The organism is Rhodococcus sp. NPDC058639 (genome assembly GCF_042717545.1).
Lineage (GTDB): Bacteria > Actinomycetota > Actinomycetes > Mycobacteriales > Mycobacteriaceae > Rhodococcus.
This window is the reverse complement of sequence record NZ_JBHXRF010000008.1, coordinates 106,451-127,789: the sequence shown is the minus strand read 5'-3', so window position 1 is coordinate 127,789 and position 21,339 is coordinate 106,451. Positions and strand designations below refer to the sequence as shown.

26 protein-coding genes and 1 pseudogene are annotated in these 21,339 nt (G+C 68.1%); 16 read left to right on the top strand and 11 right to left on the bottom strand.

The features are described from left to right. Positions 1-23 precede the first annotated feature (23 nt). The 4 genes and pseudogenes from ACFWU2_RS17085 to ACFWU2_RS17070 all read left to right on the top strand — a co-directional run. Positions 24-860: a cytochrome c biogenesis CcdA family protein gene (locus tag ACFWU2_RS17085; RefSeq protein WP_378608727.1), complete on the top strand. Its 837-nt coding sequence runs from the start codon at positions 24-26 to the stop codon at positions 858-860. After that, positions 857-2,596, top strand: coding sequence for a cytochrome c biogenesis protein ResB (locus ACFWU2_RS17080; RefSeq protein WP_378608272.1), 1,740 nt, complete (start codon positions 857-859; stop codon positions 2,594-2,596). The genes ACFWU2_RS17085 and ACFWU2_RS17080 overlap by 4 nt, the downstream gene beginning before the upstream one ends. Further along, positions 2,593-3,564, top strand: a complete 972-nt coding sequence (gene ccsB, locus ACFWU2_RS17075) for a c-type cytochrome biogenesis protein CcsB (RefSeq protein ID WP_378608270.1) — start codon at positions 2,593-2,595, stop codon at positions 3,562-3,564. The genes ACFWU2_RS17080 and ccsB overlap by 4 nt, the downstream gene beginning before the upstream one ends. A gap of 7 nt (positions 3,565-3,571) precedes the next feature. Continuing rightward, a pseudogene (locus ACFWU2_RS17070) lies at positions 3,572-4,600 on the top strand (MinD/ParA family protein); the annotation flags it as partial. A gap of 94 nt (positions 4,601-4,694) precedes the next feature. On the opposite strand, the gene ACFWU2_RS17065 reads toward ACFWU2_RS17070, so the two are convergent. Both ACFWU2_RS17065 and ACFWU2_RS17060 read right to left on the bottom strand, forming a co-directional pair. Beyond that, complete coding sequence (locus tag ACFWU2_RS17065; protein ID WP_378608268.1) at positions 4,695-4,904, bottom strand: hypothetical protein; 210 nt, start codon at positions 4,902-4,904, stop codon at positions 4,695-4,697. 210 nt (positions 4,905-5,114) lie between these two features. After that, the gene (locus ACFWU2_RS17060) at positions 5,115-5,324 is read right to left on the bottom strand and encodes a BldC family transcriptional regulator (protein WP_072704338.1); all 210 of its coding nucleotides are present in this window, start codon (positions 5,322-5,324) and stop codon (positions 5,115-5,117) included. A 264-nt stretch (positions 5,325-5,588) separates the two neighbouring features. Between ACFWU2_RS17060 and ACFWU2_RS17055 the strand changes: the two genes are divergently transcribed. From ACFWU2_RS17055 to ACFWU2_RS17035, 5 genes are all read left to right on the top strand, one after another. Further along, on the top strand, positions 5,589-5,924 hold the full coding sequence (locus ACFWU2_RS17055) for a DUF4229 domain-containing protein (protein ID WP_378608724.1): 336 nt from the start codon (positions 5,589-5,591) through the stop codon (positions 5,922-5,924). Continuing rightward, positions 5,921-7,033 (top strand): PLP-dependent cysteine synthase family protein, encoded by a 1,113-nt coding sequence (locus ACFWU2_RS17050; protein WP_378608265.1) that lies wholly within the window; start codon positions 5,921-5,923, stop codon positions 7,031-7,033. Before ACFWU2_RS17055 ends, ACFWU2_RS17050 begins: the two co-directional genes overlap by 4 nt. A 69-nt stretch (positions 7,034-7,102) precedes the next feature. Continuing rightward, positions 7,103-7,318 (top strand): helix-turn-helix domain-containing protein, encoded by a 216-nt coding sequence (locus tag ACFWU2_RS17045; RefSeq protein ID WP_378608263.1) that lies wholly within the window; start codon positions 7,103-7,105, stop codon positions 7,316-7,318. A 5-nt stretch (positions 7,319-7,323) separates the two neighbouring features. Further along, entirely contained in the window at positions 7,324-7,902 is a 579-nt protein-coding gene (locus tag ACFWU2_RS17040) for a Clp protease N-terminal domain-containing protein (RefSeq protein WP_378608261.1), read from the top strand. A 43-nt stretch (positions 7,903-7,945) separates the two neighbouring features. Further along, a complete protein-coding gene (locus ACFWU2_RS17035) occupies positions 7,946-8,338 on the top strand; it encodes a phage holin family protein (RefSeq protein ID WP_378608259.1) in 393 nt (130 codons plus the stop codon). A 46-nt stretch (positions 8,339-8,384) separates the two neighbouring features. Here ACFWU2_RS17035 and ACFWU2_RS17030 read toward each other — a convergent pair whose 3' ends face one another. From ACFWU2_RS17030 to ACFWU2_RS17005, 6 genes are all read right to left on the bottom strand, one after another. Further along, entirely contained in the window at positions 8,385-9,254 is an 870-nt protein-coding gene (locus tag ACFWU2_RS17030; protein WP_378608257.1) for a 1,4-dihydroxy-2-naphthoate polyprenyltransferase, read from the bottom strand. Positions 9,255-9,316: 62 nt separating this feature from the next. Continuing rightward, positions 9,317-10,465: an o-succinylbenzoate--CoA ligase gene (menE, locus tag ACFWU2_RS17025; protein ID WP_378608255.1), complete on the bottom strand. Its 1,149-nt coding sequence runs from the start codon at positions 10,463-10,465 to the stop codon at positions 9,317-9,319. A 13-nt stretch (positions 10,466-10,478) separates the two neighbouring features. Beyond that, positions 10,479-10,778 carry a DUF3349 domain-containing protein gene (locus tag ACFWU2_RS17020; protein WP_169619460.1) on the bottom strand — a complete coding sequence of 100 codons (300 nt, stop codon included), beginning with the start codon at positions 10,776-10,778 and terminating at the stop codon, positions 10,479-10,481. Between the two features lie 144 nt (positions 10,779-10,922). Beyond that, positions 10,923-11,186 carry a hypothetical protein gene (locus ACFWU2_RS17015; RefSeq protein WP_378608253.1) on the bottom strand — a complete coding sequence of 88 codons (264 nt, stop codon included), beginning with the start codon at positions 11,184-11,186 and terminating at the stop codon, positions 10,923-10,925. Next, positions 11,183-12,364 carry an anion permease gene (locus tag ACFWU2_RS17010; RefSeq protein ID WP_378608251.1) on the bottom strand — a complete coding sequence of 394 codons (1,182 nt, stop codon included), beginning with the start codon at positions 12,362-12,364 and terminating at the stop codon, positions 11,183-11,185. The genes ACFWU2_RS17015 and ACFWU2_RS17010 overlap by 4 nt, the downstream gene beginning before the upstream one ends. Before the next feature lie 119 nt (positions 12,365-12,483). Beyond that, positions 12,484-12,900 carry a VOC family protein gene (locus ACFWU2_RS17005; protein WP_378608249.1) on the bottom strand — a complete coding sequence of 139 codons (417 nt, stop codon included), beginning with the start codon at positions 12,898-12,900 and terminating at the stop codon, positions 12,484-12,486. A 272-nt stretch (positions 12,901-13,172) separates the two neighbouring features. Between ACFWU2_RS17005 and ACFWU2_RS17000 the strand changes: the two genes are divergently transcribed. After that, on the top strand, positions 13,173-13,451 hold the full coding sequence (locus ACFWU2_RS17000; protein WP_378608247.1) for a DUF4193 domain-containing protein: 279 nt from the start codon (positions 13,173-13,175) through the stop codon (positions 13,449-13,451). Positions 13,452-13,552: 101 nt separating this feature from the next. On the opposite strand, the gene ACFWU2_RS16995 is transcribed toward ACFWU2_RS17000, so the two are convergent. Next, positions 13,553-14,446 (bottom strand): 1,4-dihydroxy-2-naphthoyl-CoA synthase, encoded by an 894-nt coding sequence (locus ACFWU2_RS16995; protein ID WP_378608245.1) that lies wholly within the window; start codon positions 14,444-14,446, stop codon positions 13,553-13,555. 63 nt (positions 14,447-14,509) lie between these two features. On the opposite strand from ACFWU2_RS16995, the gene ACFWU2_RS16990 reads away from it, so the two are divergent. From ACFWU2_RS16990 to ACFWU2_RS16980, 3 genes are all read left to right on the top strand, one after another. Continuing rightward, positions 14,510-15,172 (top strand): PaaI family thioesterase, encoded by a 663-nt coding sequence (locus ACFWU2_RS16990; RefSeq protein ID WP_378608243.1) that lies wholly within the window; start codon positions 14,510-14,512, stop codon positions 15,170-15,172. Next, positions 15,169-16,152: an o-succinylbenzoate synthase gene (locus tag ACFWU2_RS16985; RefSeq protein ID WP_378608241.1), complete on the top strand. Its 984-nt coding sequence runs from the start codon at positions 15,169-15,171 to the stop codon at positions 16,150-16,152. Before ACFWU2_RS16990 ends, ACFWU2_RS16985 begins: the two co-directional genes overlap by 4 nt. 85 nt (positions 16,153-16,237) lie before the next feature. Further along, positions 16,238-16,678 carry a DUF6918 family protein gene (locus ACFWU2_RS16980; RefSeq protein WP_378608722.1) on the top strand — a complete coding sequence of 147 codons (441 nt, stop codon included), beginning with the start codon at positions 16,238-16,240 and terminating at the stop codon, positions 16,676-16,678. Between the two features lie 109 nt (positions 16,679-16,787). On the opposite strand, the gene ACFWU2_RS16975 is transcribed toward ACFWU2_RS16980, so the two are convergent. Together ACFWU2_RS16975 and ACFWU2_RS16970 are read right to left on the bottom strand one after the other, a co-directional pair. Continuing rightward, positions 16,788-17,651: a siderophore-interacting protein gene (locus ACFWU2_RS16975; protein ID WP_378608239.1), complete on the bottom strand. Its 864-nt coding sequence runs from the start codon at positions 17,649-17,651 to the stop codon at positions 16,788-16,790. A gap of 72 nt (positions 17,652-17,723) precedes the next feature. Next, positions 17,724-18,314, bottom strand: coding sequence for a flavin reductase family protein (locus ACFWU2_RS16970; RefSeq protein WP_378608237.1), 591 nt, complete (start codon positions 18,312-18,314; stop codon positions 17,724-17,726). Between the two features lie 104 nt (positions 18,315-18,418). Between ACFWU2_RS16970 and menD the strand changes: the two genes are divergently transcribed. The 3 genes from menD to ACFWU2_RS16955 are packed head-to-tail and all read left to right on the top strand — an operon-like array spanning position 18,419 to position 21,239. Continuing rightward, the gene (menD, locus tag ACFWU2_RS16965; protein ID WP_378608235.1) at positions 18,419-20,038 is read left to right on the top strand and encodes a 2-succinyl-5-enolpyruvyl-6-hydroxy-3-cyclohexene-1-carboxylic-acid synthase; all 1,620 of its coding nucleotides are present in this window, start codon (positions 18,419-18,421) and stop codon (positions 20,036-20,038) included. Then, positions 20,035-20,487 (top strand): DUF3592 domain-containing protein, encoded by a 453-nt coding sequence (locus ACFWU2_RS16960; protein WP_378608233.1) that lies wholly within the window; start codon positions 20,035-20,037, stop codon positions 20,485-20,487. The genes menD and ACFWU2_RS16960 overlap by 4 nt, the downstream gene beginning before the upstream one ends. 53 nt (positions 20,488-20,540) lie before the next feature. After that, a complete protein-coding gene (locus ACFWU2_RS16955; protein ID WP_378608231.1) occupies positions 20,541-21,239 on the top strand; it encodes a demethylmenaquinone methyltransferase in 699 nt (232 codons plus the stop codon). Positions 21,240-21,339 lie beyond the last annotated feature (100 nt).

Below are 21,339 nucleotides of genomic sequence, written 5' to 3'. Positions count from 1 at the left end.
GGCCAGCGGGCGCGGGAATGCTGATGTCGGGGACTGCGGATGCGGTGCTGGCCTCCGGAGTCGGCGACACCTTCCAGAACACGGCGCTCTCCGGTCCGCTGCTGCTCGCCATCGGCGCGTGCATGCTTGCGGGCCTCGTCTCGTTCGCCTCCCCGTGTGTTGTTCCCCTCGTCCCCGGATACCTGTCGTATCTTGCGGGCGTCGTCGGCGCCGAGGCACCGGCCGTCACCGCGGATCAGGCCGGAGCGCGCACCACCAAGGTCCGTGACGACGGCCGTCTGCGCGTCGCCGGTGCGGCCGCGCTGTTCGTCGCGGGATTCACCGTCGTCTTCGTGCTCGCGACGGCGTCGGTCTTCGGGGCGATCTCGGCGCTCGCCGTCAATCGAGAACTGCTCATGCGCATCGGCGGCGTCGTCACGATCGTCATGGGACTGGTGTTCCTCGGGCTCATTCCGGCGCTGCAACGCGATACGCGTCCCGAGCCCCGGCGCTTGTCGAGCCTGGCCGGTGCTCCGCTGCTGGGCGCGGTCTTCGCGCTCGGCTGGACGCCGTGCCTCGGCCCCACGCTGGCCGGCGTCATCTCGCTCGCGGCCGGTACCGAAGGCACCACCGCTGCGCGCGGAGTGACCCTCATCGTGGCCTACTGTCTCGGCCTGGGCCTGCCGTTCATCGTGCTCGCGCTCGGCTCCGCCAAAGCGCTGCGCGGGGTCGGCTGGTTGCGTACGCACGCGCGTACCGTGCAAATCGTCGGCGGCGTCCTGCTCATGGTCGTCGGAATCGCTCTCGTCACCGGGGCATGGGACCTGTTCGTGTCCTGGGTTCGGGACGCCTTCATCTCGGAAGTGATCTTGCCAGTATGACCGCCACAGACACGCCCGCTCCCGCGCCGCAGCCGGCACCGCCGCGCCAGAGCCCCGTCGGGAGGGCGTTCGCTCTCGTACGCAACACCTGGCGTGGCCTGACCTCCATGCGCACGGCACTGGTGCTGTTGTTCCTGCTCGCGCTCGCCGCCATCCCGGGCGCCCTGCTGCCGCAGCGCAGCCTCAACGCCGGCAAGGTCGACGAGTACATCAGCGCCCGTCCGACCCTCGGCCCGCTCATGGACAGGCTCGAACTCTTCGACGTGTTCGGCAGTTTCTGGTTCACCGCGATCTACGTCCTGCTGTTCGTCTCGCTCGTCGGCTGCATCCTGCCTCGCTGCGTCGCGCACTACCGCGCGCTGCGCACCCCGCCGGTGCCGGCGCCCCGCAACTTCGCGCGCCTGCCGCACCACGTCGAAACCACCGTGGACGATGCGCCCGACGCGGTGCTCGACCGGGTACGCGGTCAGTTGCGTGGGTGGAAGGTCGAGCGTCGCGAGGGCGGACCTCGCGCTCGTGACGGCGAGCTGACCCTTTCGGCCGAGAAGGGCTACCTGCGGGAAGTGGGAAACCTGGTCTTCCACATCTCGCTCGTCGCGTTGCTCGCAGCCGTCGCGATCGGCAAATTGCTCGGTTACGAGGGACAGCGCATCGTGGTCGCGAACGGTGAAGAATTCTGCACGACGTCACCCGCGGCGTTCGACTCGTTCATCGCCGGCGTGAACCTCGACGGCACCGGCCTGAACCCGATGTGCCTGCGCGTCAACGATTTCTCGGCCGACTACCTCGACACCGGCCAGGCCGAGATGTTCACGTCGAACATCGAGTACCAGTACGGCGACGACCTCGCGACCGATACCTGGCGCGACGCCCAGTTGAAGGTCAACCACCCACTGCGCGTCGGCAGCGACCGCGTGTACCTGCAGGGACACGGTTACGCGCCCACGTTCACGGTCACCTGGCCGAACGGCGAGACCCGCACCGAGACGCTGCAGTGGGCGCCCGAGGACGCGACGACCTTCCTCAGCAGTGGCGCGATGCGATTCGACCCGCCCGGTGACATGTTCACCGAGCAGGACGAGCGTCGGAAGAACCAGATCGCGATCGAGGGTCTGTTCGCCCCGACGGCTTCCTTCCACGGGACGCTGCTGTCGTCGGTGTTCCCCGCGATGCTCGACCCCGCGGTCGCCATCGACGTCTACAAGGGTGAAGCCGGCCTCGACACCGGCAGTCCCCAGTCGTTGTTCTCGCTCAACAAGGAACTCATCAACCAGGGCCGCCTCGTCAAGCAGGACCGCGTGAACCTCATGCCGGGGGAGAGCGTCACGCTGGCGGACGGCACGCAGGTGCGTTTCGACGGTGCCGTCGACTTCGTGAACCTGCAGGTCTCGCACGACCCGGCGCAGCAGTGGGTGCTGGTCGCGGCGATCACGATGATGGCGGGTCTGCTGGTCTCCCTCGTCGTGAAACGACGCAGGGTCTGGGTGCGGGTGTATCCGGCCGGTACAGTGACAGACGGTAAACGACGAACCGTAGTAGAGGTCGGTGGGCTCGCGCGTACCGATCAAGCCGGGTGGGGCGACGAGTTCGACCATCTGGTCGAGCGACTTCTCGGACATTCCCCCACACACGACGGCACTGCACCCGACGGCACTGCACACGACGACACTGCACACGACGGCACTGCACACGACGACATCGCCTCCGCCCCGGCGGCACAGGAGAAAAAGGCATGACACTCAACGACACCCTCGCGCAATACAGCGACTGGGCTTTCGAGTCGGCGTTCGCGGTGCTGGTACTGGCACTGATCCTGCTGGTCGCCGAGTACGCGACCCACCGCGCCGACGCCGTCGCCGAGCGCGAGCGTGTGCTGGTCGCTTCCGGCAGCAGCGCTCCGGCCGAAGGACCGGGCCGGGTCACCGAGACGAACGGCCGGACGCTGTCGCAGCGCTTCGGCAACATGGGGCGCGCGCTGGTGGTGGTCGTCGCCGGTCTGCAGATCGCGTCCATCGTGCTGCGCGGATTCGCCACGGAGCGGTTCCCGCTCGGCAACATGTACGAGTTCGTGGCGATGGCGTGCACCGCGGCGATCGTCTTCGGCCTGGTGATGCTCCGCAAACCGTCGTACCGCATCATGTGGGTCTACGTGCTGGTTCCGGTGCTCATCCTCATGTTCCTGGCGGCGACCGTGCTCTACGCAGACGCCGCGCCCGTCGTGCCCGCGCTGCGGTCGTTCTGGCTTCCCATCCACGTCACCATCATCAGTGTCGGCAGCGGCATCTTCCTCGTCTCGGGTGTCGCAAGCCTGTTGTTCCTGCTGCGCATCCGTTACCCGAAGGGCGAAGCGTCGAGCGGGTTCTTCGCGGCGATGGCACAGCGTCTTCCGGACGCCCAGATCCTCGACCGGCTCGCCTACCGCACCACGATCATCGGTTTCCCGTTGTTCGGCGCCGGCATCATTCTCGGGGCGATCTGGGCGGAAGCGGCGTGGGGCCGGTTCTGGGGCTGGGACCCGAAGGAAACGGTCTCGTTCATCACCTGGGTCATCTACGCCGCGTACCTCCACGCTCGCGCTACGTCGGGCTGGCGCAACACCCGCGCGGCCTGGATCAACGTCGCCGGCTTCGTAGCGATGCTGTTCAACCTGTTCATCATCAACATGGTCGTCTCGGGCCTGCACTCGTACGCCGGACTGAACTGACCCCTGCTATCGTCTCGCCGTCGCAGGCGAACAGCGGGGGGAGAACGCGATGGGGGACGGAACTCGGCTACCGGGGGCGGGGCAGCCGACGGCGCGAGACCTCGACTCGTCGCTTCTCGTCCGCCCGGTGGCCTCGCCGCCGCGCCGGGGATGGCGCCGTGCGTTGTTCCACGCGAGCGGTGGCCTGCTGACGATCGGTGACAGCGCACGGGAGCAACGCCGTCGCGACCTCATCGAAAAAGTGCGCACGCCGTCGCACGGGTGTTCCCGGATCGCGCTGCTGAGTCTCAAGGGCGGGGTCGGCAAAACGACCACGACGGTCACTCTCGGATCGACCTTCGCGGCGCTCCGCGGTGACCGGGTCGTCGCTGTCGACGCGAACCCGGACCGGGGAACCCTCAGCCAGAAGATCGCCGCCGAGACCACCGCAACGGTCCGGACTCTCCTGCGTGACGAGCAGCGGCTCGATACCTACGCAGACGTGCGGGAGTACATGTCGCAGAACTCGCATCGACTCGAAGTGCTCGCGTCGGACACCGACCCGGCGGTCTCGGAAGCGTTCAGCGGGGAGGATTACGAGCGCACTCTGGCCGTGCTCGAGCGCTTCTACAGCATTGTTCTCACGGACTGCGGAACCGGACTCATGCATTCGGCGATGCGCTCGATCCTGGGAAATGCGGACACTCTTATCGTCATCAGTTCGGGGTCGGTAGACGGCGCGCAGAGCGCATCGGCGACGCTCGACTGGCTCGAGGCGCACGGATACCGGGATCTCGTCTCGGAATCCCTCGCGGTGGTCAACGCGGTACGGCCGCGCTCCGGAAAGGTCGATCTCGACCGGCTCGTGGGGCATTTCGCGCAGCGTTGCCGCGCCGTGCACGTCCTGCCGTTCGATCCGCATCTGGAAGAGGGCGCGGAAATCGATCTCGGCCGATTGCAGGAAGGTACGCGACGGGCCCTGCTGGGCCTGGCTGCGGACGTCGCCGCGGGTTTCGCCGCGTCGGGAACGGGTTCCGGGCGCAGCCGGAAGCCGTGAATTCGGTGTTCGTGAATTCGGTGTTCGTGACGTGTTTCGAGTACCTGTTGTTCGCAGGACCGTCAATGCACCGGTGTTCCAGCGACCGGGGATGTCACTTCCCGGTTTCGCCGTTGTCCGGGTCGGGTCGCGCCGTGTCGTCCGGCGGGCGGCGTCGCACTTCGCGGTCGACCTTCCAGAGGAACTCGGGGTCGTCGTCGGGACCGACGACCCGGGTGGGCGGCCTTCCGGAATTGGGCCCATATGCCTTCCACAGCAAAACGGCCAGTGTCACCGCGCCGATGAGGGCCAACAGGTAGAGCACTACGCACCTCCTAGCCGTGGACGGCACCGTCGGGGGGATCCGGTGCCGGTGTCCTACGTTCCCACAGTCTATGCGCCCCGGAGTTGTGCCCGTTGGGACGGGTGTGACCGATAACGGGCCGTGTCCGGGTGGTGGTGCGTTCACCGCAGGCGTGGGCAGCGGTCGGGTCCGCTGCAGAGCGTGAACCTGCGGAGTTTCAGCGGCGCGTGATCAGCGTGTGGCTTCGGTCGTCAGGGACCGAAGGAGCGTGAGCACTTCGGACTCGCGGAAGCGACGGTGGCCCCCGGGCGTCCGGAGTGAACCCAGCCGACCCGCATGAGCCCACCGCGTGACCGTCTTGGGATCCACATGGAACAGGGCTGCCACCTGTCCCGGAGTGAGCAGGGATTCTTTGGCGCCGTTGAAAGTGGGTGCACTCATCTTGAAATCCTCCCGGTTGGATTGCCTTGATCGAGGTATTCGATCGTGTTGTCCAGTGACATGGTTGCACCGGAACCCCTGGTTGCTCGAACGGTCAGCCGTTGGTAAAGCGGAAGTAATAGACAAAACGGACGAGCGCCCAGGCCTCAGGGGGTCGGTGTCCCGTGCCCGTACCGCGCCGACAGTTACCCTGGAAGGGTGAACGACGAACGCCGGAACGACTCCCCGGAACAAGACTCCTCCTCGGATAGCCGCTCCGGGGGCATTTCACACACACCGCCCGGAGACCGCGCAAAGGGCGCTGTGCGGGCTTCCGGCACGGGCACCCTCGTTCGCGACGTGGCGCTGTACTCGCTTGCGCGGCTCGGCCTCGTCGTCGTGCTCGCCCTGCTGATCATGTACGTGCCGCGCATCTTCGGTGTCGAGATCCCGCTGCTGGTGGCCGCGCTGTTCGCAGTGCTGATCGCGCTCCCGGTCTCGCTGGTGCTGTTCAAAACGCTTCGCCGTCGCGTCAACGAGGGCATCGCTGCCGTCGACGAGCGCCGCCGGACCGATCGCGCAGCTCTGGAGAACCGGTTGCGCGGTGAGGGCCGCCGGTGACCGATGCGGACGCCGCGGTCGTCGACCGCAGCGCGCCGCGTGACTGGGTCGACAATGCCGTCCGGCTGATCGAAGCGGACGCGCAGCGCAGCGCCGACACCCACTTGCTGAGATACCCCCTTCCTGTCGAATGGGGCGTCCAGCTGTATCTGAAGGACGAGTCGACGCACATCACCGGCAGTCTCAAGCACCGTCTCGCACGGTCGCTGTTCCTGTACGGCTTGTGCAACGGGTGGATCACCCGGGACACCCCGATCGTCGAAGCGTCGTCGGGGTCCACCGCGGTCAGCGAGGCGTATTTCGCGAAGCTTCTCGGTCTCACCTTCGTCGCGGTCGTGCCACGCACGACGTCTCCGGCCAAGGTCGCGCTGATCGAGGCGCACGGTGGCCGCTGCCACTACACCGACCGGCCGTCCGAGATGTACAGCGAGGCGCGGCGTCTCGCCGACGAACTCGGTGGGTGCTTCATGGACCAGTTCACGAACGCCGAGCGGGTGACCGACTGGCGCGGGAACAACAACATCGCCGAGAGCATCTACTCCCAGATGCGGCTCGAGCAGCACCCGGTGCCGGACTGGATCGTGGTCGGTGCGGGCACCGGAGGAACGAGCGCGACGCTGGGCCGTTACATCCGGTACCGCCGTCACCGGACGCGTCTCTCGGTGGTCGATCCGGAGAACTCGGCGTTCTTCGGCGGCTACGAGACCGGTTCCGCCGACTACGCCACGGGAATGCCGTCCCGTATCGAAGGAATCGGCCGGCCGCGGGTGGAACCGTCGTTCGTCCCGGAGGTCGTGGACCGCATGATCCGGGTTCCGGACGCGGCATCGATCGCCGCGATGCGGCACGCGAGCGATGCACTCGGTCGACGCGTCGGCGGATCGACGGGGACCAATCTGTGGGGTGCGTTCGGGCTGGTGGCGGACATGCTCGCCGACGGCCGTCAGGGGAGCGTGGTGACGCTGCTGTGCGACGGCGGCGAACGGTACAGCGGCACGTACTTCTCCGACGATTGGCTCGCGGCCGAGTCGATCGACCTGGCGGAGCCGACGGCCGTGCTCGAGAAATTCGCCGCGACCGGATTGTGGAGTCCCGGCATACCCGACTGACCTCCTGTCGAGCCTCCTGTTTGTCAACTTCTATTGACGTCGCTAAGGTTGTCAACCTACATTGACATCATGACCGAAACCACCGACTTGGCAGCATCTGCTGCGAGTCCCGACCCGGCAGTGGGCCTTCGAGCCGTCCGCGCGCTACGGCGACTGCTCGAGCGACTCGAGACGGTCCAGGTTGAGAACGCACGGAATCAGGGCTGGTCCTGGCAGGCCATCGCCGACGAACTCGAAGTGAGCAGACAGGCCGTCCACCAGAAGCACAACCGGAAGCGCAGGTGATCGTCGTGTTCGAAAAGTTCGCAGACAGTGCCCGGTCTGCGGTGGTCGCCGCGCAATCCGAGGCGAAACGACTCGAGGCGCAACGGATTCACCCGTCGCACCTGCTGCTCGGAGTCCTCGTCAGCGCAGACGAGCCTCTGCGCGCCCTGCTCGCCGACGCGGATCTCACGGTCGACGGCCTCCGGGCCGACTGCGCCGCACAGGCATCCGGCGATGCGCTCGGTGCCGAGGATGCTGCCGCACTCGACACGATCGGCATCGACCTGGACGCGGTGAAGTCGCGGCTCGAGGAGACGTTCGGCGAAGGTGTTCTCGACCGCGATCCCTCCGGGCAGGGGGGCGCAGGACGCGCGAACCTGTGGGGGCGGCTCGGTCACATCCCGTTCGACAAAGACGCGAAGAAGGTGCTCGAACTCTCGCTCAGAGAGGCCCTTGCCCGCCACGAGCGAGTCATTCGTGCCGAGCATGTCCTGCTCGGTGTGCTCCGAGGCGGCGACCCGTCGGCCACCGCGCTGGTCGAGGCGCACGTACACCGCGACGAACTGCGACGACGCCTCGTCGAGCATCTCGACGAGGCAGCCTGAAACCTCTGCGACTCCGTCGCACGCGATGTGCCACAGTGACTGCATGATTTCACTTGTACTGCGGTTGATCATCAACGCCATCGGCCTGTGGCTCGCCGCCCAATTGGTGTCCGGCATCGATGTCACGGAACGCGGAGGCGGGTCCCAGACGGACCTCGGAGCGATCATCACGCTGCTCGTCCTCGCGGTGATCTTCACCGCGGTGAACGCACTGGTCAAGCCGATTGTGAAGATGCTGTCGCTGCCCTTGGTGATCCTGACCCTCGGGCTGTTCACCCTCGTCGTCAACGCGCTGATGCTCTGGCTGACCGCGTGGCTCAGCGGATTCACCGACTACGGACTGACCATCGCCGGATTCTGGGCGGCTTTCTGGGGCGCGATCATCATCTCGCTCGTCAACTTCGTACTCGGCCTGGCCGTACCCGACCGCGACTGACGGTGCCCGTTCCGGGCGGCGGTTCTCTGCCGCCCGGAGCGAGGGCTCAGCCGAAGGCCAGCGCCAGACCTGTCGCGGCCGCCCACACCAGCATCGCCAAGCCCGAGTCGCGCAGGGCCGGTACGAGGTCGAGCCCCGAGGCTCCGGACCGGACCGGCGCGTTCGCGCGCACGGCGAACGGGGCCGCGAGCAACCCGGCCGCCGCCCACGGCGTCGCCGCGACGAGAGCCACCGACAACACGAACGGCACCGTGACGAGAACGAGGTGCAAGGTGCGGGTCCGGCCGTCCCCCAGACGGACGGCGAGGGTGCGTTTTCCGGTGACGGTGTCGGTCGGGATGTCGCGGAGATTGTTCGACACCAAGACGGCGCTCGAGAACGATCCGACCGCCACCGCGCACGCGAGCCCTGTCCAGTCGACGCGGCCCGCCTGCACGAATTGCGTGCCGAGTACCGCAACAAGACCGAAGAATACGAACACGGCAACTTCGCCGAGACCGTTGTAGCCGTACGGGGTGCGGCCGCCGGTGTAGAACCACGCGCCGGCGATGCACAGCGCCCCGACGACGATCAGCCACCATGCACTCGTCAGCGCCAGTGCGATGCCGGCTACCGCGCCGATTCCGAAGCAGGCGAACGCCGCACGTTTGACCAGTGCGGGGGCAACGAGCCCTGATCCGACGAGTCGCACCGGGCCGACACGGTCGTCGTCCGTCCCGCGGACACCGTCGGAGTAGTCGTTCGCGAAGTTCACGCCGATCACGAATGCGAGCGCCACGACGAGCGCGAGGAGCGCCTTCCACCACACCGCCTCACCGAGCGCTGCGGCCGCCCCCGTGCCCGCGAGGACGGGAGCGATCGCGTTGGGGAGTGTGCGCGGACGTGCGCCTTCGATCCAGTGACCAGCGGTTGCCATGCTTCGATCTTCGCACCTTCGCTACGCCGGTTCTCACGCCCCGTCGTGTGGCTGCGAAGACGCTACGAAAAGCGGGCGACGAGCGCGCGACGATCGACCTTGCCCGGACCCCGCACAGGCAGCGACTCGACGACGTGCAGTTCCCGCGGCGCCGCGGTGACGTCGAGTGACGCCGCGGCGTGCTCGCGCAGTGCGTCCAGCGTGGGAACCGCGCCGTCCTCGGCCACGACGATCGCGGCGACCCGCTGCCCCAGCCGCTCGTCGGGAAGGCCGATCACGGCGACCTCCCGGACCGCTGGGTGCTCGGCCAGCACCGCTTCGACGACCTGCGGCACCACTGTCAGGCCGCCGGTCGAAATGGCTTCGTCGAGCCGGCCCAGGATGCGGAGCACACCGTCGTCGAGTACTCCGGCGTCGTCGGTGCGGAACCATCCCGCCTCCGCGAACGCCGGATGATCGGGGAGCCCGCGGTATCCGGAAGCGAGGGTCGCCCCGCCGAGCCGGACCCGCGAATCGTCGCCGACCCGCACCCGCACCCCGGGGAGCGGGACGCCGTCGTACACGCAGCCGCCGCACGTCTCGCTCATCCCGTAGGTGCGCACGATCTTCAGCCCGGCATCGAGTGCGCGGCGCAGCACCGGCGCGGGAGTGGCGGCCCCGCCGAGCAGGATGCCGTCGAGATCGGCGAGCGCCGCCCGCGCACCGGAGTGGTCGAGCGCCTTGACCAGTTGGGTCGGAACGAGCGAGGTGTAGCGGCGGGGGCCGGGCATCGTGGCGACCGCGTCGGGGAGGAGGCCGGGATCGAATCCGCGCGAGACGTCGACGACGGTGGGCTCGGTTCCGGACAGGACACTGCGGAGAAGCACCTGCATCCCGGCGATGTGATGGGCGGGCAGAGCGAGCAACCACGAACCGGTGCCACCGAGGCGAGCGTGTGTGGCGTCGCCGCTCGCTCGCAGCGCGTCCACGGTGAGTTGAGCGCCCTTCGGCACTCCCGTCGTGCCCGACGTGGCCACCACGAGACCGACCCGCTCGTCGATCGGATCGCCGGGCCGCAGCGCGTCGGTGAGGCGCCGGGTCTCGCGTTCGTCTCCGGCAGGAACCGGCAGCAGCGGGGGAGTGTTTCCGTCGAGCAGCCGTTGCAGCGTCGGGACGAGCGTGCGGACGGCATCCCCCGAGGGGACGGCGAGGGTGGTCAGCAGGGCGGTCATGCGCAGGAGGCGGTCACAGATCGTGGTCCGTCCGGTCCCAGTTGCCGGTGCCCAGGTGCCGGTGCACCCGATCGATGTCGCGGTCGGACGGCATCTCGTTCGTGATCTTGGTGATGAGAACGGCGATGTCGGTCTTGTCGATCGGGAGGTCCCCGTCGTCGACGAGCCTGCCGGCCACCTGATCGACCTCTTCCTCGGACAGCCGTCGGGACAGCAGCGCGAAAAGCGGCACGTAGTCCTGCTCGGGAACCCCGTCCGGGTAGCCCGCACGGAGCCACTCCACGATGGAGGTGAGGATCGGCGGAAGAATCATCTGGACCTGCTCGGCACGCGGCCGCACAGCACACGGGACCGGACACGATGTGTGAGGACCGGGTTCGAGGTCACTGCACTCCTTCCAGCCGAAACCTGCGATGTGGGGATGCGATGTCGGAAAACGCGGTGCCGGAACCTGATGTCAGAAAACGTGGATACCGAAGGTGCCCGACAGGAAGTCTGCAGTCAGGAGCAGGATTCCGCAGAACACCGCGATGGCGACGACAGCGAAGCACACGACGGCTCCGGCGATGCCGAGGGGCTGCAGCGCACTCTCGCTCGACGAACGACCGGCGTGCAGGGAGCGGACGCCGAGTGCGAAGAGCGAGGGCAGACCCGCTCCGAGGAACAAGCCGACGAGCACGACCTGCCACAGGGAATCCAAGGTGTGGGTCAGCAGGTTCACGGGCGGCCTTCCTGGACGACGGGTTCCGGGGTGCTTGCGGCGGGGACCAGCGAGCCGTCCCACTCTGCCGTCACGTTGGAGGCATCGACCGGCTCCTTGCGCGACCGCAGCCACATGAAGAGCGACAGTCCGCACAGGAGGGTGAAGACGAAGAGGACGCCTCCCAGGCCACCGATCATGTGTGCGAGCGCCCAGCACAGTGCGCCGACGAGCGCGGCGCTCGGGAGCGTGATCAGCCATGCGACGACCATGCGGCCGGCGACACCCCAGCGCACTTCGGCGCCCTTGGTGCCGAGTCCGGTGCCGAGGATCGAGCCGGTCGCGACGTGCGTGGTGGACAGCGGAAGCCCGAAGTGGCTCGAGGTCAGAATGATTGCCGCCGACGACGACTCCGCGGCGAGTCCCTGGGTCGGTGCGATTTCGACGAGGCCCTTGCCGAGGGTCCGGATGATGCGCCAGCCGCCGAGGTAGGTGCCCAGTGCGATGGCGACCGCGCAGGCGAACTTCACCCAGAAAGGCATCTCGGTGTCCGCGGTGATGCTGCCGTGAGCGACGAGGGCCAGGAAGATCACGCCCATCGTCTTCTGGGCGTCGTTGGTGCCGTGCGCCAGCGAGAGCAGCGACGCGGTACCGATCTGTCCCAGCCGGAATCCGCGGTCGCGACGCTCTTCGGAGATGTCGCGGGTCAGGCGGCGCATCGACCACGTGCCGACGGTGGCGACGAGGGCTGCGATGACGGGAGCGAGCAGAGCGGGTAGGAGCACCTTGCCGAGAACGCCGTCCCACACCACGCCGTTGACGCCGATGGAGGCGAGCGCCGCACCCACCAGGCCGCCGAACAGGGCGTGCGAGGAACTGGACGGAAGGCCGAACAGCCAGGTCGCGATGTTCCACAGGATGCCGCCGACAAGGCCGGCGAAGACGATCAGCAGAAGGTCCTCACCGCCGACGGTACCGAGGTCGACGACACCTTTGGCGACGGTGGCCGCGACTTCGACGGACAGGAACGCACCGATCAGGTTGAGGACCGCCGACAGTGCGACGGCCACCTTCGGCTTCAACGCTCCGGTGGCGATGGACGTGGCCATTGCGTTGCCGGTGTCGTGGAAGCCGTTCGTGAAATCGAATGCGAGGGCAGTGACGACCACTACCAGTAGGACAACGAACTCTGCGGTCACGTCTTCCCATTCTGGGGTAGCGGGCACGGGAAAGTACAGCGACGCTCAGGTGAACGCGGACACCCTGCGGGCCTCCACGTGCAGGGAGCGCCGCCGCCGGTTCCCTGCTGTGGTGAAGATCACTGGTCGGAGGGGTTTAACCGACCTGTGGAGGGGGTTCGGACGTCGCGCCGGAGCGGATGATCGTCAGGGATCTGCACGAGCACGATGGGGACTCCGTCCGGATCCGCGACCCACAACTCGTGCAGGCCCCACGGCTCCCGACGCGCTTCACGCACGATCGGCACACCCGCGAGGGCGAGTTCGGCCTCGCACTCGTACACGTCGCGGACCTGGAGCCACAGAGCGCCCTGGAACGTCTGATCCGTGTCGCCACGTCCGTGGGCCGCGATCTCGATCAGTGACTGACCGGCGAAGAAGACGGTGCCGGCGGGGTACTCCCGCGCGATCGCAAGACCGAGCTTTCCGCCGTAGAACTCCAGCGCCGCGTCGTAGTCGCGAGGCCGCAGAATCGTGCGACTGCTCAATATCTCCACGTCGAGGCCTTCCGGTGATGGTGCTTCGTCTTCGCGCCGATCGATCTCACGCCGACCGTCTCCGCCGATCGTACGGCCGGCCCGGCGGCGCCATTTATCGGCCGTGGCGCGGAGTGTGCCCGAGAGCACACCGTTCGGCGGTAACGCGGGGGGCGTGTTTGGCGAACCGACACACGGGACATCATGTCCGGCAGGTGCAGCGCAGTGCCTATACGGCTCGGCAGAGCAAGCCGCACGCCACGACCGTTACCGGGACGACCAGGAGAACAGCCATGAAGACCGACTACGACGCCCCTCGCACCACCGACGTCCTCGGTGCCGAAACTGCTCTGGACGAACTTGCGCTGACGCCGACCCAGAAGGCCGACGCGGACGAGGCCGAGATCCTCGAGTCGCTGGATCTGCCCGGGGCCGACCTGTCGGGCGAGGAACTGACCGTCCGCGTCCTGCCCAAGCAGTCCGACGAGTTCACCTGCATGAGCTGCTTCCTCGTCCAGCACTACAGCCGGAAGGCTCCCGGTTCGGCGGATCACTGTCGCGACTGCGCCTGACTGCGCACCGGGCCCTGGCAACCGACGCGAGGCGGGCACCCCGAACAGGGGTGCCCGCCTCGCGTTTGTGGTCGGTGGTACCGGGTGCCGGTAGCTGGGTGTCAGTAGTACCAGGGGTACGGAGACCAATCCGGATCGCGCTTCTCGAGGAAACTGTCCCGGCCCTCGACCGCCTCGTCCGTCATGTATGCCAGGCGGGTGGCCTCGCCCGCGAACAACTGCTGGCCCACGAGACCGTCGTCGGAGAGGTTGAACGCATACTTGAGCATGCGCTGCGCCTGCGGCGACTTGCCGTTGATCTTCTCGGCCCATTCCAGCGCGACGGTTTCGAGTTCGTCGTGGGCGACCACCCGGTTGACCGCGCCCATGTGATGCATGTCGTCGGCGGAGTAGGTGTCGCCGAGGAAAAAGATCTCGCGGGCGAACTTCTGCCCGACCATCTTCGCGAGATACGCGCTGCCGTAGCCGCCGTCGAAGCTACCGACGTCGGCGTCCGTCTGCTTGAAACGGGCGTGCTCACGCGACGCGAGGGTCAGATCGCACGTGACGTGCAGGCTGTGGCCACCGCCCGCGGCCCAGCCGTTGACGAGCGCGATCACCACCTTGGGCATGAACCGGATCAGGCGCTGCACCTCGAGGATGTGGAGCCGGCCCGCGCGGGCCTTGTCCACCGTGTCCGCGGTGTCGCCGCTCGCGTACTGGTATCCGCTGCGCCCACGGATGCGCTGGTCTCCGCCGGAGCAGAACGCCCATCCACCGTCTTTGGGGCTCGGGCCGTTGCCGGTCAGCAGCACGACGCCCACATCCGACGTCATCCGCGCGTGATCGAGTGCGCGGTAGAGCTCGTCGACGGTGTGCGGCCGGAAGGCGTTGCGCACCTCCGGCCTGTCGAACGCGACACGGACCGTGCCCTGCGTGACATGACGGTGGTAGGTGATGTCGGTGAGGTTCTCGAACCCGGGAACCGGGCGCCACAACTGGGAATCGAAGGTCACGTCGTCACCTTAGAGCCCCGGGCCGCCGTACGACGGGACCGTGGGCCGGATAACGTGCATCACATGAGCGAGCAGACCGGCGCAGGTACCGAAGAGGTCAGCGGCAAAGACGCAGGCGACGACTACGAGCACCACGGAGGTTTCCCCGTCTACGAGCCGGTGAAGGCGGGTCCGAACTACGCCACCTTCATCGACACGTTCCGGCGCCTGCAGGACCTCATGGTCTCGACCCATGCACCGGACGACGTGATCGACCGGGCGATCGCGCAGACCGAAGCGCTCGTCGACCTTCTCGAGCCCTACGAGGTTCCCGAAGGGCGGTCACCGGCCGGCTTCAACGTCGAGCTTCCCGGCCGCGGCAGTGCCCTGCTGCTGCCTTGGAAGATCGAGAAGTTCGGTGAGGACGGCGTCCGCGAGCGCGGCATGTTCCGCCGTTTTCATCTCGGGGGAAACGGCGCCGCCCACGGCGGGACGCTGCCGCTGCTGTTCGACGACCTGTTCGGCATGGTCATCCACGCCAACGGACGGCCCATCGCACGCACCGGATATCTCCACGTCAACTACCGCAAGATCACGCCGATCGAGACGGAACTCGTGGTCGACGGATGGGTCGACCGGGTCGAGGGCCGAAAGGCGTTCTGCAAGGCCGAGCTGCGCGACCTCGACGGCAATCTCCTCGCCGATTCGGAGGCCCTGATGATCCAGCTTCTGCCCGGGCAGCAGTGACCGATCCGGCCCTGCCGTCCGCCGACGAGCTCCTCGCGAGCGCCGTCGTCGTGTCGCTGCCCATGCGCGTCCGCTTCCGGGGCATCACCCGGCGTGAGGTGCTGCTGGTGCGCGGACCCGTCGGCTGGGGTGAGTTCGGGGCGTTCCCGGAATACGAAGACGACGAGGCCGCGCACTGGCTGCGTTCGGCGATCGAATCCGCGTGGGTCGGTCATCCTCCGGCGATCCGGTCCGTGGTCCCGGTCAATGCGACTGTGCCCGCCGTCGATCCGGACCGCGTTCCCGAGGTGCTCGCACGGTTTCCCGGTGCACAGACCGCGAAGGTGAAAGTCGCCGAACCGGGCCAGGATCTCGCGCAGGATCTCGCCCGTGTCCGCGCGGTCCGCGAGTCGGTGCCTCGCGTCCGCGTCGATGCCAACGGCGGCTGGACGGTCGACGAGGCTGTCACCGCACTGACCGCACTCACCGTCGATGCGCCGCTCGAATACGCGGAACAGCCCTGTGCGACCGTGCCCGAACTGGTCGCCGTCCGGAAGCGGTTGCCCGAGGTGCGCGTCGCGGCGGACGAGAGCATCCGCAGAGCGGAGGACCCGATGCGCGTCGTGCGTGCCGGCGGTGCCGATGTCGCGGTCGTCAAGGTTGCTCCACTCGGCGGTGTGCGACCGCTGCTCGCTCTGGCCGACGAACTTGCAGGTCACGGGGTCGAAGTGGTGGTCTCGAGCGCACTCGATTCGGCGGTCGGAATGAGCGCCGGGCTCGCGGCCGCGGCCGCGCTCCCTCAACTGCCGTTCGCTTGCGGACTCGGTACCGGGGGCTTTTTCACCGCCGACGTCGCGCCTGCGCGACGCATGTCCGGAGGCGTACTTCCGGTCGCAGCGGTGGCCCCGGAAGCCGACATGCTCGACGCTGTTCGGGCCACACCGGACCGGGCCCAGTGGTGGTTCGATCGGCTGCGACGGTGCCGGGAATTGCTCGGCTGACGCCGAGTAGGTACCCGATGAAGAGTCGTATATCGTTCCCCCAGTCCCAACAGTCACAAGTGTCACATTTACGGAGGCAGTGAAAGTGGTTGCAGCTCTGCACGATGCTCTGCTCGGACCCGAAAAGTTTCCGGCGGTCAAGGCCGACGTCGAAACTCTGATCGACGCAGAAGTGTCGGACAAGAAGGGTGCCTCGGGCCTCGCCCTCAAGGGCGGCTACGCAGCAGTGAAGAAGGTCGGACCGTCCGTCGTGCCCGGCGCGATCGAGAGCCTGCTGCCCGACTTCGTCGAGCGGCTCCAGCCGTTCTGGACCGAGTACGCCGGTGCCGGTTCGTTCGCCGATTTCCTCGTTGCTCGCGGTGACGCGGTCGCCGACGCACTGCTCGGTGTGACCGACGAGAAGATCGCCGGGTCGTCCAAGACCGCTGTCAAGAAGGTCTACGACTCGCTGCGCCCCTCGGCCAAGAAGCACGTCATCGAGGCCCTGCCTCGTCTGGGCGACCTCGTCCAGAAGCACGCGGCCTGACAAGCCCGCTACTGCGGACTGATCCCACGAACGTCGCGGTGACCGCCGGCTCACGCCGGTCGGCACCGCGACGTTCCGGTTTCGCGGGTCCCGTCGGTAACGGGTGCCGTCAGTAGACGGGCTCGCCGTATTTCCAGTAGCCCGTGAACGTCACCGACGACCTGTCCCAGCCCCGGTCACGCACGAGGTGACGCCGTACCCCCGTGGCGAGATCGGATTCGCCCGCCACGAACGCGCAGGCCGGGCCCGTCGGTAAGGTCGCGGCGCGCACCGCCTCGGCCGCGAGTACACCCGGCCGTGCCGTGGGGTCGGTACGGATGAGGGGGCGCACTCGCACGTTCGGGCCGGTCCCGAGGTGCTGCGCCGCGAGATCGTCGGGATGCGGAACCTCCGCGAACACGTCCACCGCGGCCGACGGATCGCGGGAGAGAACGGACTCGAGGATGCCGGCCACCGCGGGCAGAGCGCTCTCGTCGGCCACGAGCAACTGCCAGTGCGCGTTCTCGTCGGGTACGTAACCGATTCCTTCGTCGAGCACACCGATTTCTTCACCGGCCGAGACGGTGTTCGCCCACGCCGACGCCGGTCCGAGGTCTCCGTGCGACGCGAAGTCGATGTCGATTTCCGCCGTGTCGCCGAACGTTCCGGCGCCGGCCGTGCGGAAGCGCCGGAACGTGTAGTTCCGCAGCACGGGCCGCTCGTTCTCCGGGATCACCTGATATTTGGGCCACCACCGGTCGTCGGTCGCCGAGGGCAGCGTGAAACCGGGTCGGCCGGGGACGGGAAAGAACATCCGGAACCAATGGTCGAAGCCCATCGGACCGATGGTCGACACCCCATCGCCGCCGATGGTGACGCGGACGAACGTCGGACTGATCCGTGCGGTGGCCAGCACGCGAGCGCGCACGACCTCGCGCCTCGCGGGTTTGACGAACTTCGGCGCCTTGCGCGCTGCCTTGGTGCGTTCGGCCATGACCACCCTTCCGGAGCCGCCCCGTACTGAGCCGACCCTAACCTGCGGGGGCGGTGTCCGGCGACGCAGGGCTCAGCAGGTCGGACGCTCGAGGGATCGAACCGGGGGCGTCAATCCCCACTCGGTGCGGCCCAGCCTGCTCGCGGGCGCGAGCGCCGCGAAGTCCGGCGCTCCGTCCTCGCCCAGCACCTCGCGCCGCACCGTCACCGCGACCACATCGCCCATGACGACGAACGAGTCGCCCACCTCGATCACCCGGCGCAACGTGCACTCGATCGACGCGGGCGATTGCGCGACGCGGGGAGGGCGCACCCGCTCGCTCGGCTCCGCCCGCAACCCGACTTCCGTGAACTCGTCGACCTCGTGCGGAAAGTTCGCCGAGGAGGCGTTGACCTGCTCCATCAGCGGAACCGTCGCGACATTCACCACGAATTCGCCCGTCTCCTCGATGTTGCGAAGACTGTCCTTGCGGCCCACCGAGGTGAACTGCACGACCGGGGGCGCCGTGCTCGCGACCGTGAAGAAACTGTACGGAGCCACGTTGGCGACCCCGTCGCCCGACACCGTCGAGACCCAGGCGATGGGACGGGGCACGATCGTGGCGGTGAGCAGCCCGTAGAAACGTCCGGGACTCAGATCGGCGGGATCGAAGACGGTGCGCATCCCCCCATTGTGGTGGTTGCCGGGCCGCGGATCGCTGCCCGGCCGCACCCGGCGCGGCGCGGGGGAGAACCCGGGCACCTGCCGCCCCCACTACCCTGGATGTCGTGAACCCGTCCACAGCCCAGGCCACCGCAGTCGTCGACGAACTCGCCCGAGGTGGGGTGCGGGACGTCGTGCTGTGCCCGGGCTCGCGCAATGCCCCCCTCGCGTTCGCGTTGCAGGCGGCAGATGCTGCAGGGCGGCTCCGTCTGCACATGCGGATCGACGAACGGACCGCCGGCTTTCTCGCGATCGGCCTGGCCCTGTCGTCGAAGCGGCCCGTGCCCGTGGTGATGACGTCCGGGACAGCGGTGGCGAACCTCGCCCCGGCCGTCCTCGAGGCGAACTATGCGCGCGTGCCGCTCGTCGTCCTGAGCGCCAATCGCCCCTACGAACTGCTCGGATCGGGTGCGAACCAGACCGTCGAGCAACTCGGTCTGTTCGGTACGCAGGTCCGCGCGACTATCAGCCTGGGCCTGGCGGAGAGCGCCGACCAGAACAGCGCGTGGCGATCGGCCGTCAGTCGTGTGCTTGCCGCAGCGCGCGGCACCCGGTCGGGGAACGCCGGTCCCGTGCACTTCGACATTCCGCTGCGTGAGCCCCTCGTTCCCGCGGCGGACCAGAAGGGATCCGCGCCCGAAGGCCGTCCGGACGGGGCAGCGTGGACCACCACCGCCAACGCGACACTGGACGTACCGGTCGAGATCGACCTCACGCCGGATACGGTCGTCATCTCCGGGCACGGCTCCGCGCTGCGGCCCGAACTCGCGGGCCTGCCCACCGTCGCCGAACCGACCGCGCCGCTGCACGGTGTACCGCTGCATCCGATGGCGCTGCCGCACCTGAAGCCGCGGCAGGCGATCATCACGGGCCGGCCGACCCTGCACCGTCCCGTGTCGAACCTGCTGGCAGACCCGGCGGTGGCGGTCTACGCCCTCACCACCGGCCCGCGCTGGCCCGATGTGTCGGGCAACGTTCTCGCGACCGGCACCCGCGCGGTGATCTCCGGACATCCGGACGAGGCATGGCTCGAGCGGTGCCGACAGCTTTCCGCGCACACCGACAAAGCCGTGCGTGCGCAATTGGATTCCCACCCGAAAGCCACCGGACTCCACGTCGCCGCAGTGGTCACCGACGCGATGCGTGACGGTGACCAGTTGCTGCTCGGTGCGTCCAACCCCGTGCGCGACGCGGCGCTGGTCAGTTACCCGAGACCCGGCGTGAGTGTGTTGTCCAACCGAGGCGTCGCCGGTATCGACGGGACGGTCTCGACCGCGGTCGGCGCCGCGCTCGCCTATACCGCCGGCCGCACCGTGGCGCTGCTCGGCGACCTCACGTTCCTGCACGACGCGGCGGGACTGCTCATCGGACCCTCGGAGCCACGCCCGCGCAATCTCACGATCGTCGTGGCGAACGACGACGGCGGCGGCATCTTCGAGCTGCTCGAACAGGGCGATCCGCACTATGCCGGCGTCTTCGAACGAGTCTTCGGCACGCCGCACGGAATGGACCTCGGGGCGTTGTGCGCCGCGTATCGCGTTCCGCACGAGAGTGTGGATCTGCAGGGCCTGGCGGCCTCCCTCGCCGATACCGCTCCGCCGTCCGGGGGGATCCGGGTTGTCGAGGTGACCACCGACCGGGCTGGACTGCGTGAACTCCATGCGGCGGTGCGGGCTCAGCTGTGACCGGAACCGAACGCGCGCGACGCATCGTCCTCACCGTCGCCATCGCGCTGTCCGCATTGGCGGTCGCCCTGTTTCTCGGTGCTCTGCGCAACGACCGGACCATCGAGAGCGACATGGGCACCGCAACCGCCGAGGTGTTGTCGGCCGGATCGCTCCGATCCGCCGTCGCCTTCGTCACGCCCGACGGCGTCACGCACAACCCCGAACTCGGCGTGCTGTACCCGACGGGTCTGGCCACCGGCCAGCGCATCGCGGTCGAGTACGCGCGCAGTGATCCCGAACTGGTGAGGGTCACCGGTCGCGATGCCCGGGTGGCACTGATCCCCGCCGGTTCGGTGATTGTGGTCACGTGGCTGATCGCGGTGCCGGTCCTCGTCTACCTGCGGCGCCGTGACGCCGCGGACACCGATCCCTCCGTGGGCAAGGACGCGGTACGCGCGATGTCCTGACGACGAGGTCCTCCTCGGGGTTCGCGGGCCCGTCGGCGGGTAACGTTTCGGCCGTGGCAAAAACTCACGGATCGCGCGCGTCCCTCGACAAGGATCCGCGCGAGGTCGCGTCCATGTTCGACGGTGTCGCGGCGCGCTACGACCTGACCAATACCGTTCTGTCGTTCGGCCAGGACCGCGGATGGCGCCGTGCCACGCGTGCCGCGCTGGACCTGAAGCCCGGCGAGCGGGTTCTCGATCTCGCGGCCGGCACCGGCGTCTCGACGGTCGAACTCGGCCGCTCCGGAGCATGGGTCGTGGCCACCGACTTCTCCACCGGCATGTTGAACGCCGGCGCGTTCCGCCAGGTACCCATGGTGGCGGGCGACGCGATGCGTCTGCCTTTCGCCGACGCCGTCTTCGACGCCGCGACGATTTCCTTCGGTCTGCGCAACGTCGCCGATCCCGATGCCGGCCTCCGCGAGATCGCGCGGGTCGTCAAGCCCGGCGGGCGGTTGGTGGTGTGCGAATTCTCCACTCCCGTGCGGGAGCCGCTGCGCACGGTCTACATGGAATACCTGATGCGTGCGCTTCCGCGCGTCGCGCGCGCCGTGAGCAGCAATCCCGACGCGTACGTGTACCTGGCCGAGTCGATCCGGGCGTGGCCGGCGCAGGAACAACTCGCTGTGCGTATCGGGGAGGCGGGCTGGCGCGACGTGAAGTGGCGGAATCTGACGGGCGGGATCGCGGCGCTGCACAGCGCGGTGCGCTAGGGCTGCACAGCGCGGTGCGCTAGGGCTGCACAGCGCGGTGCGCTAGGGCTGCACAGCGCGGTGCGCTAGGGCTGCACAGCGCGGTGCGCTAGGGCTGCAC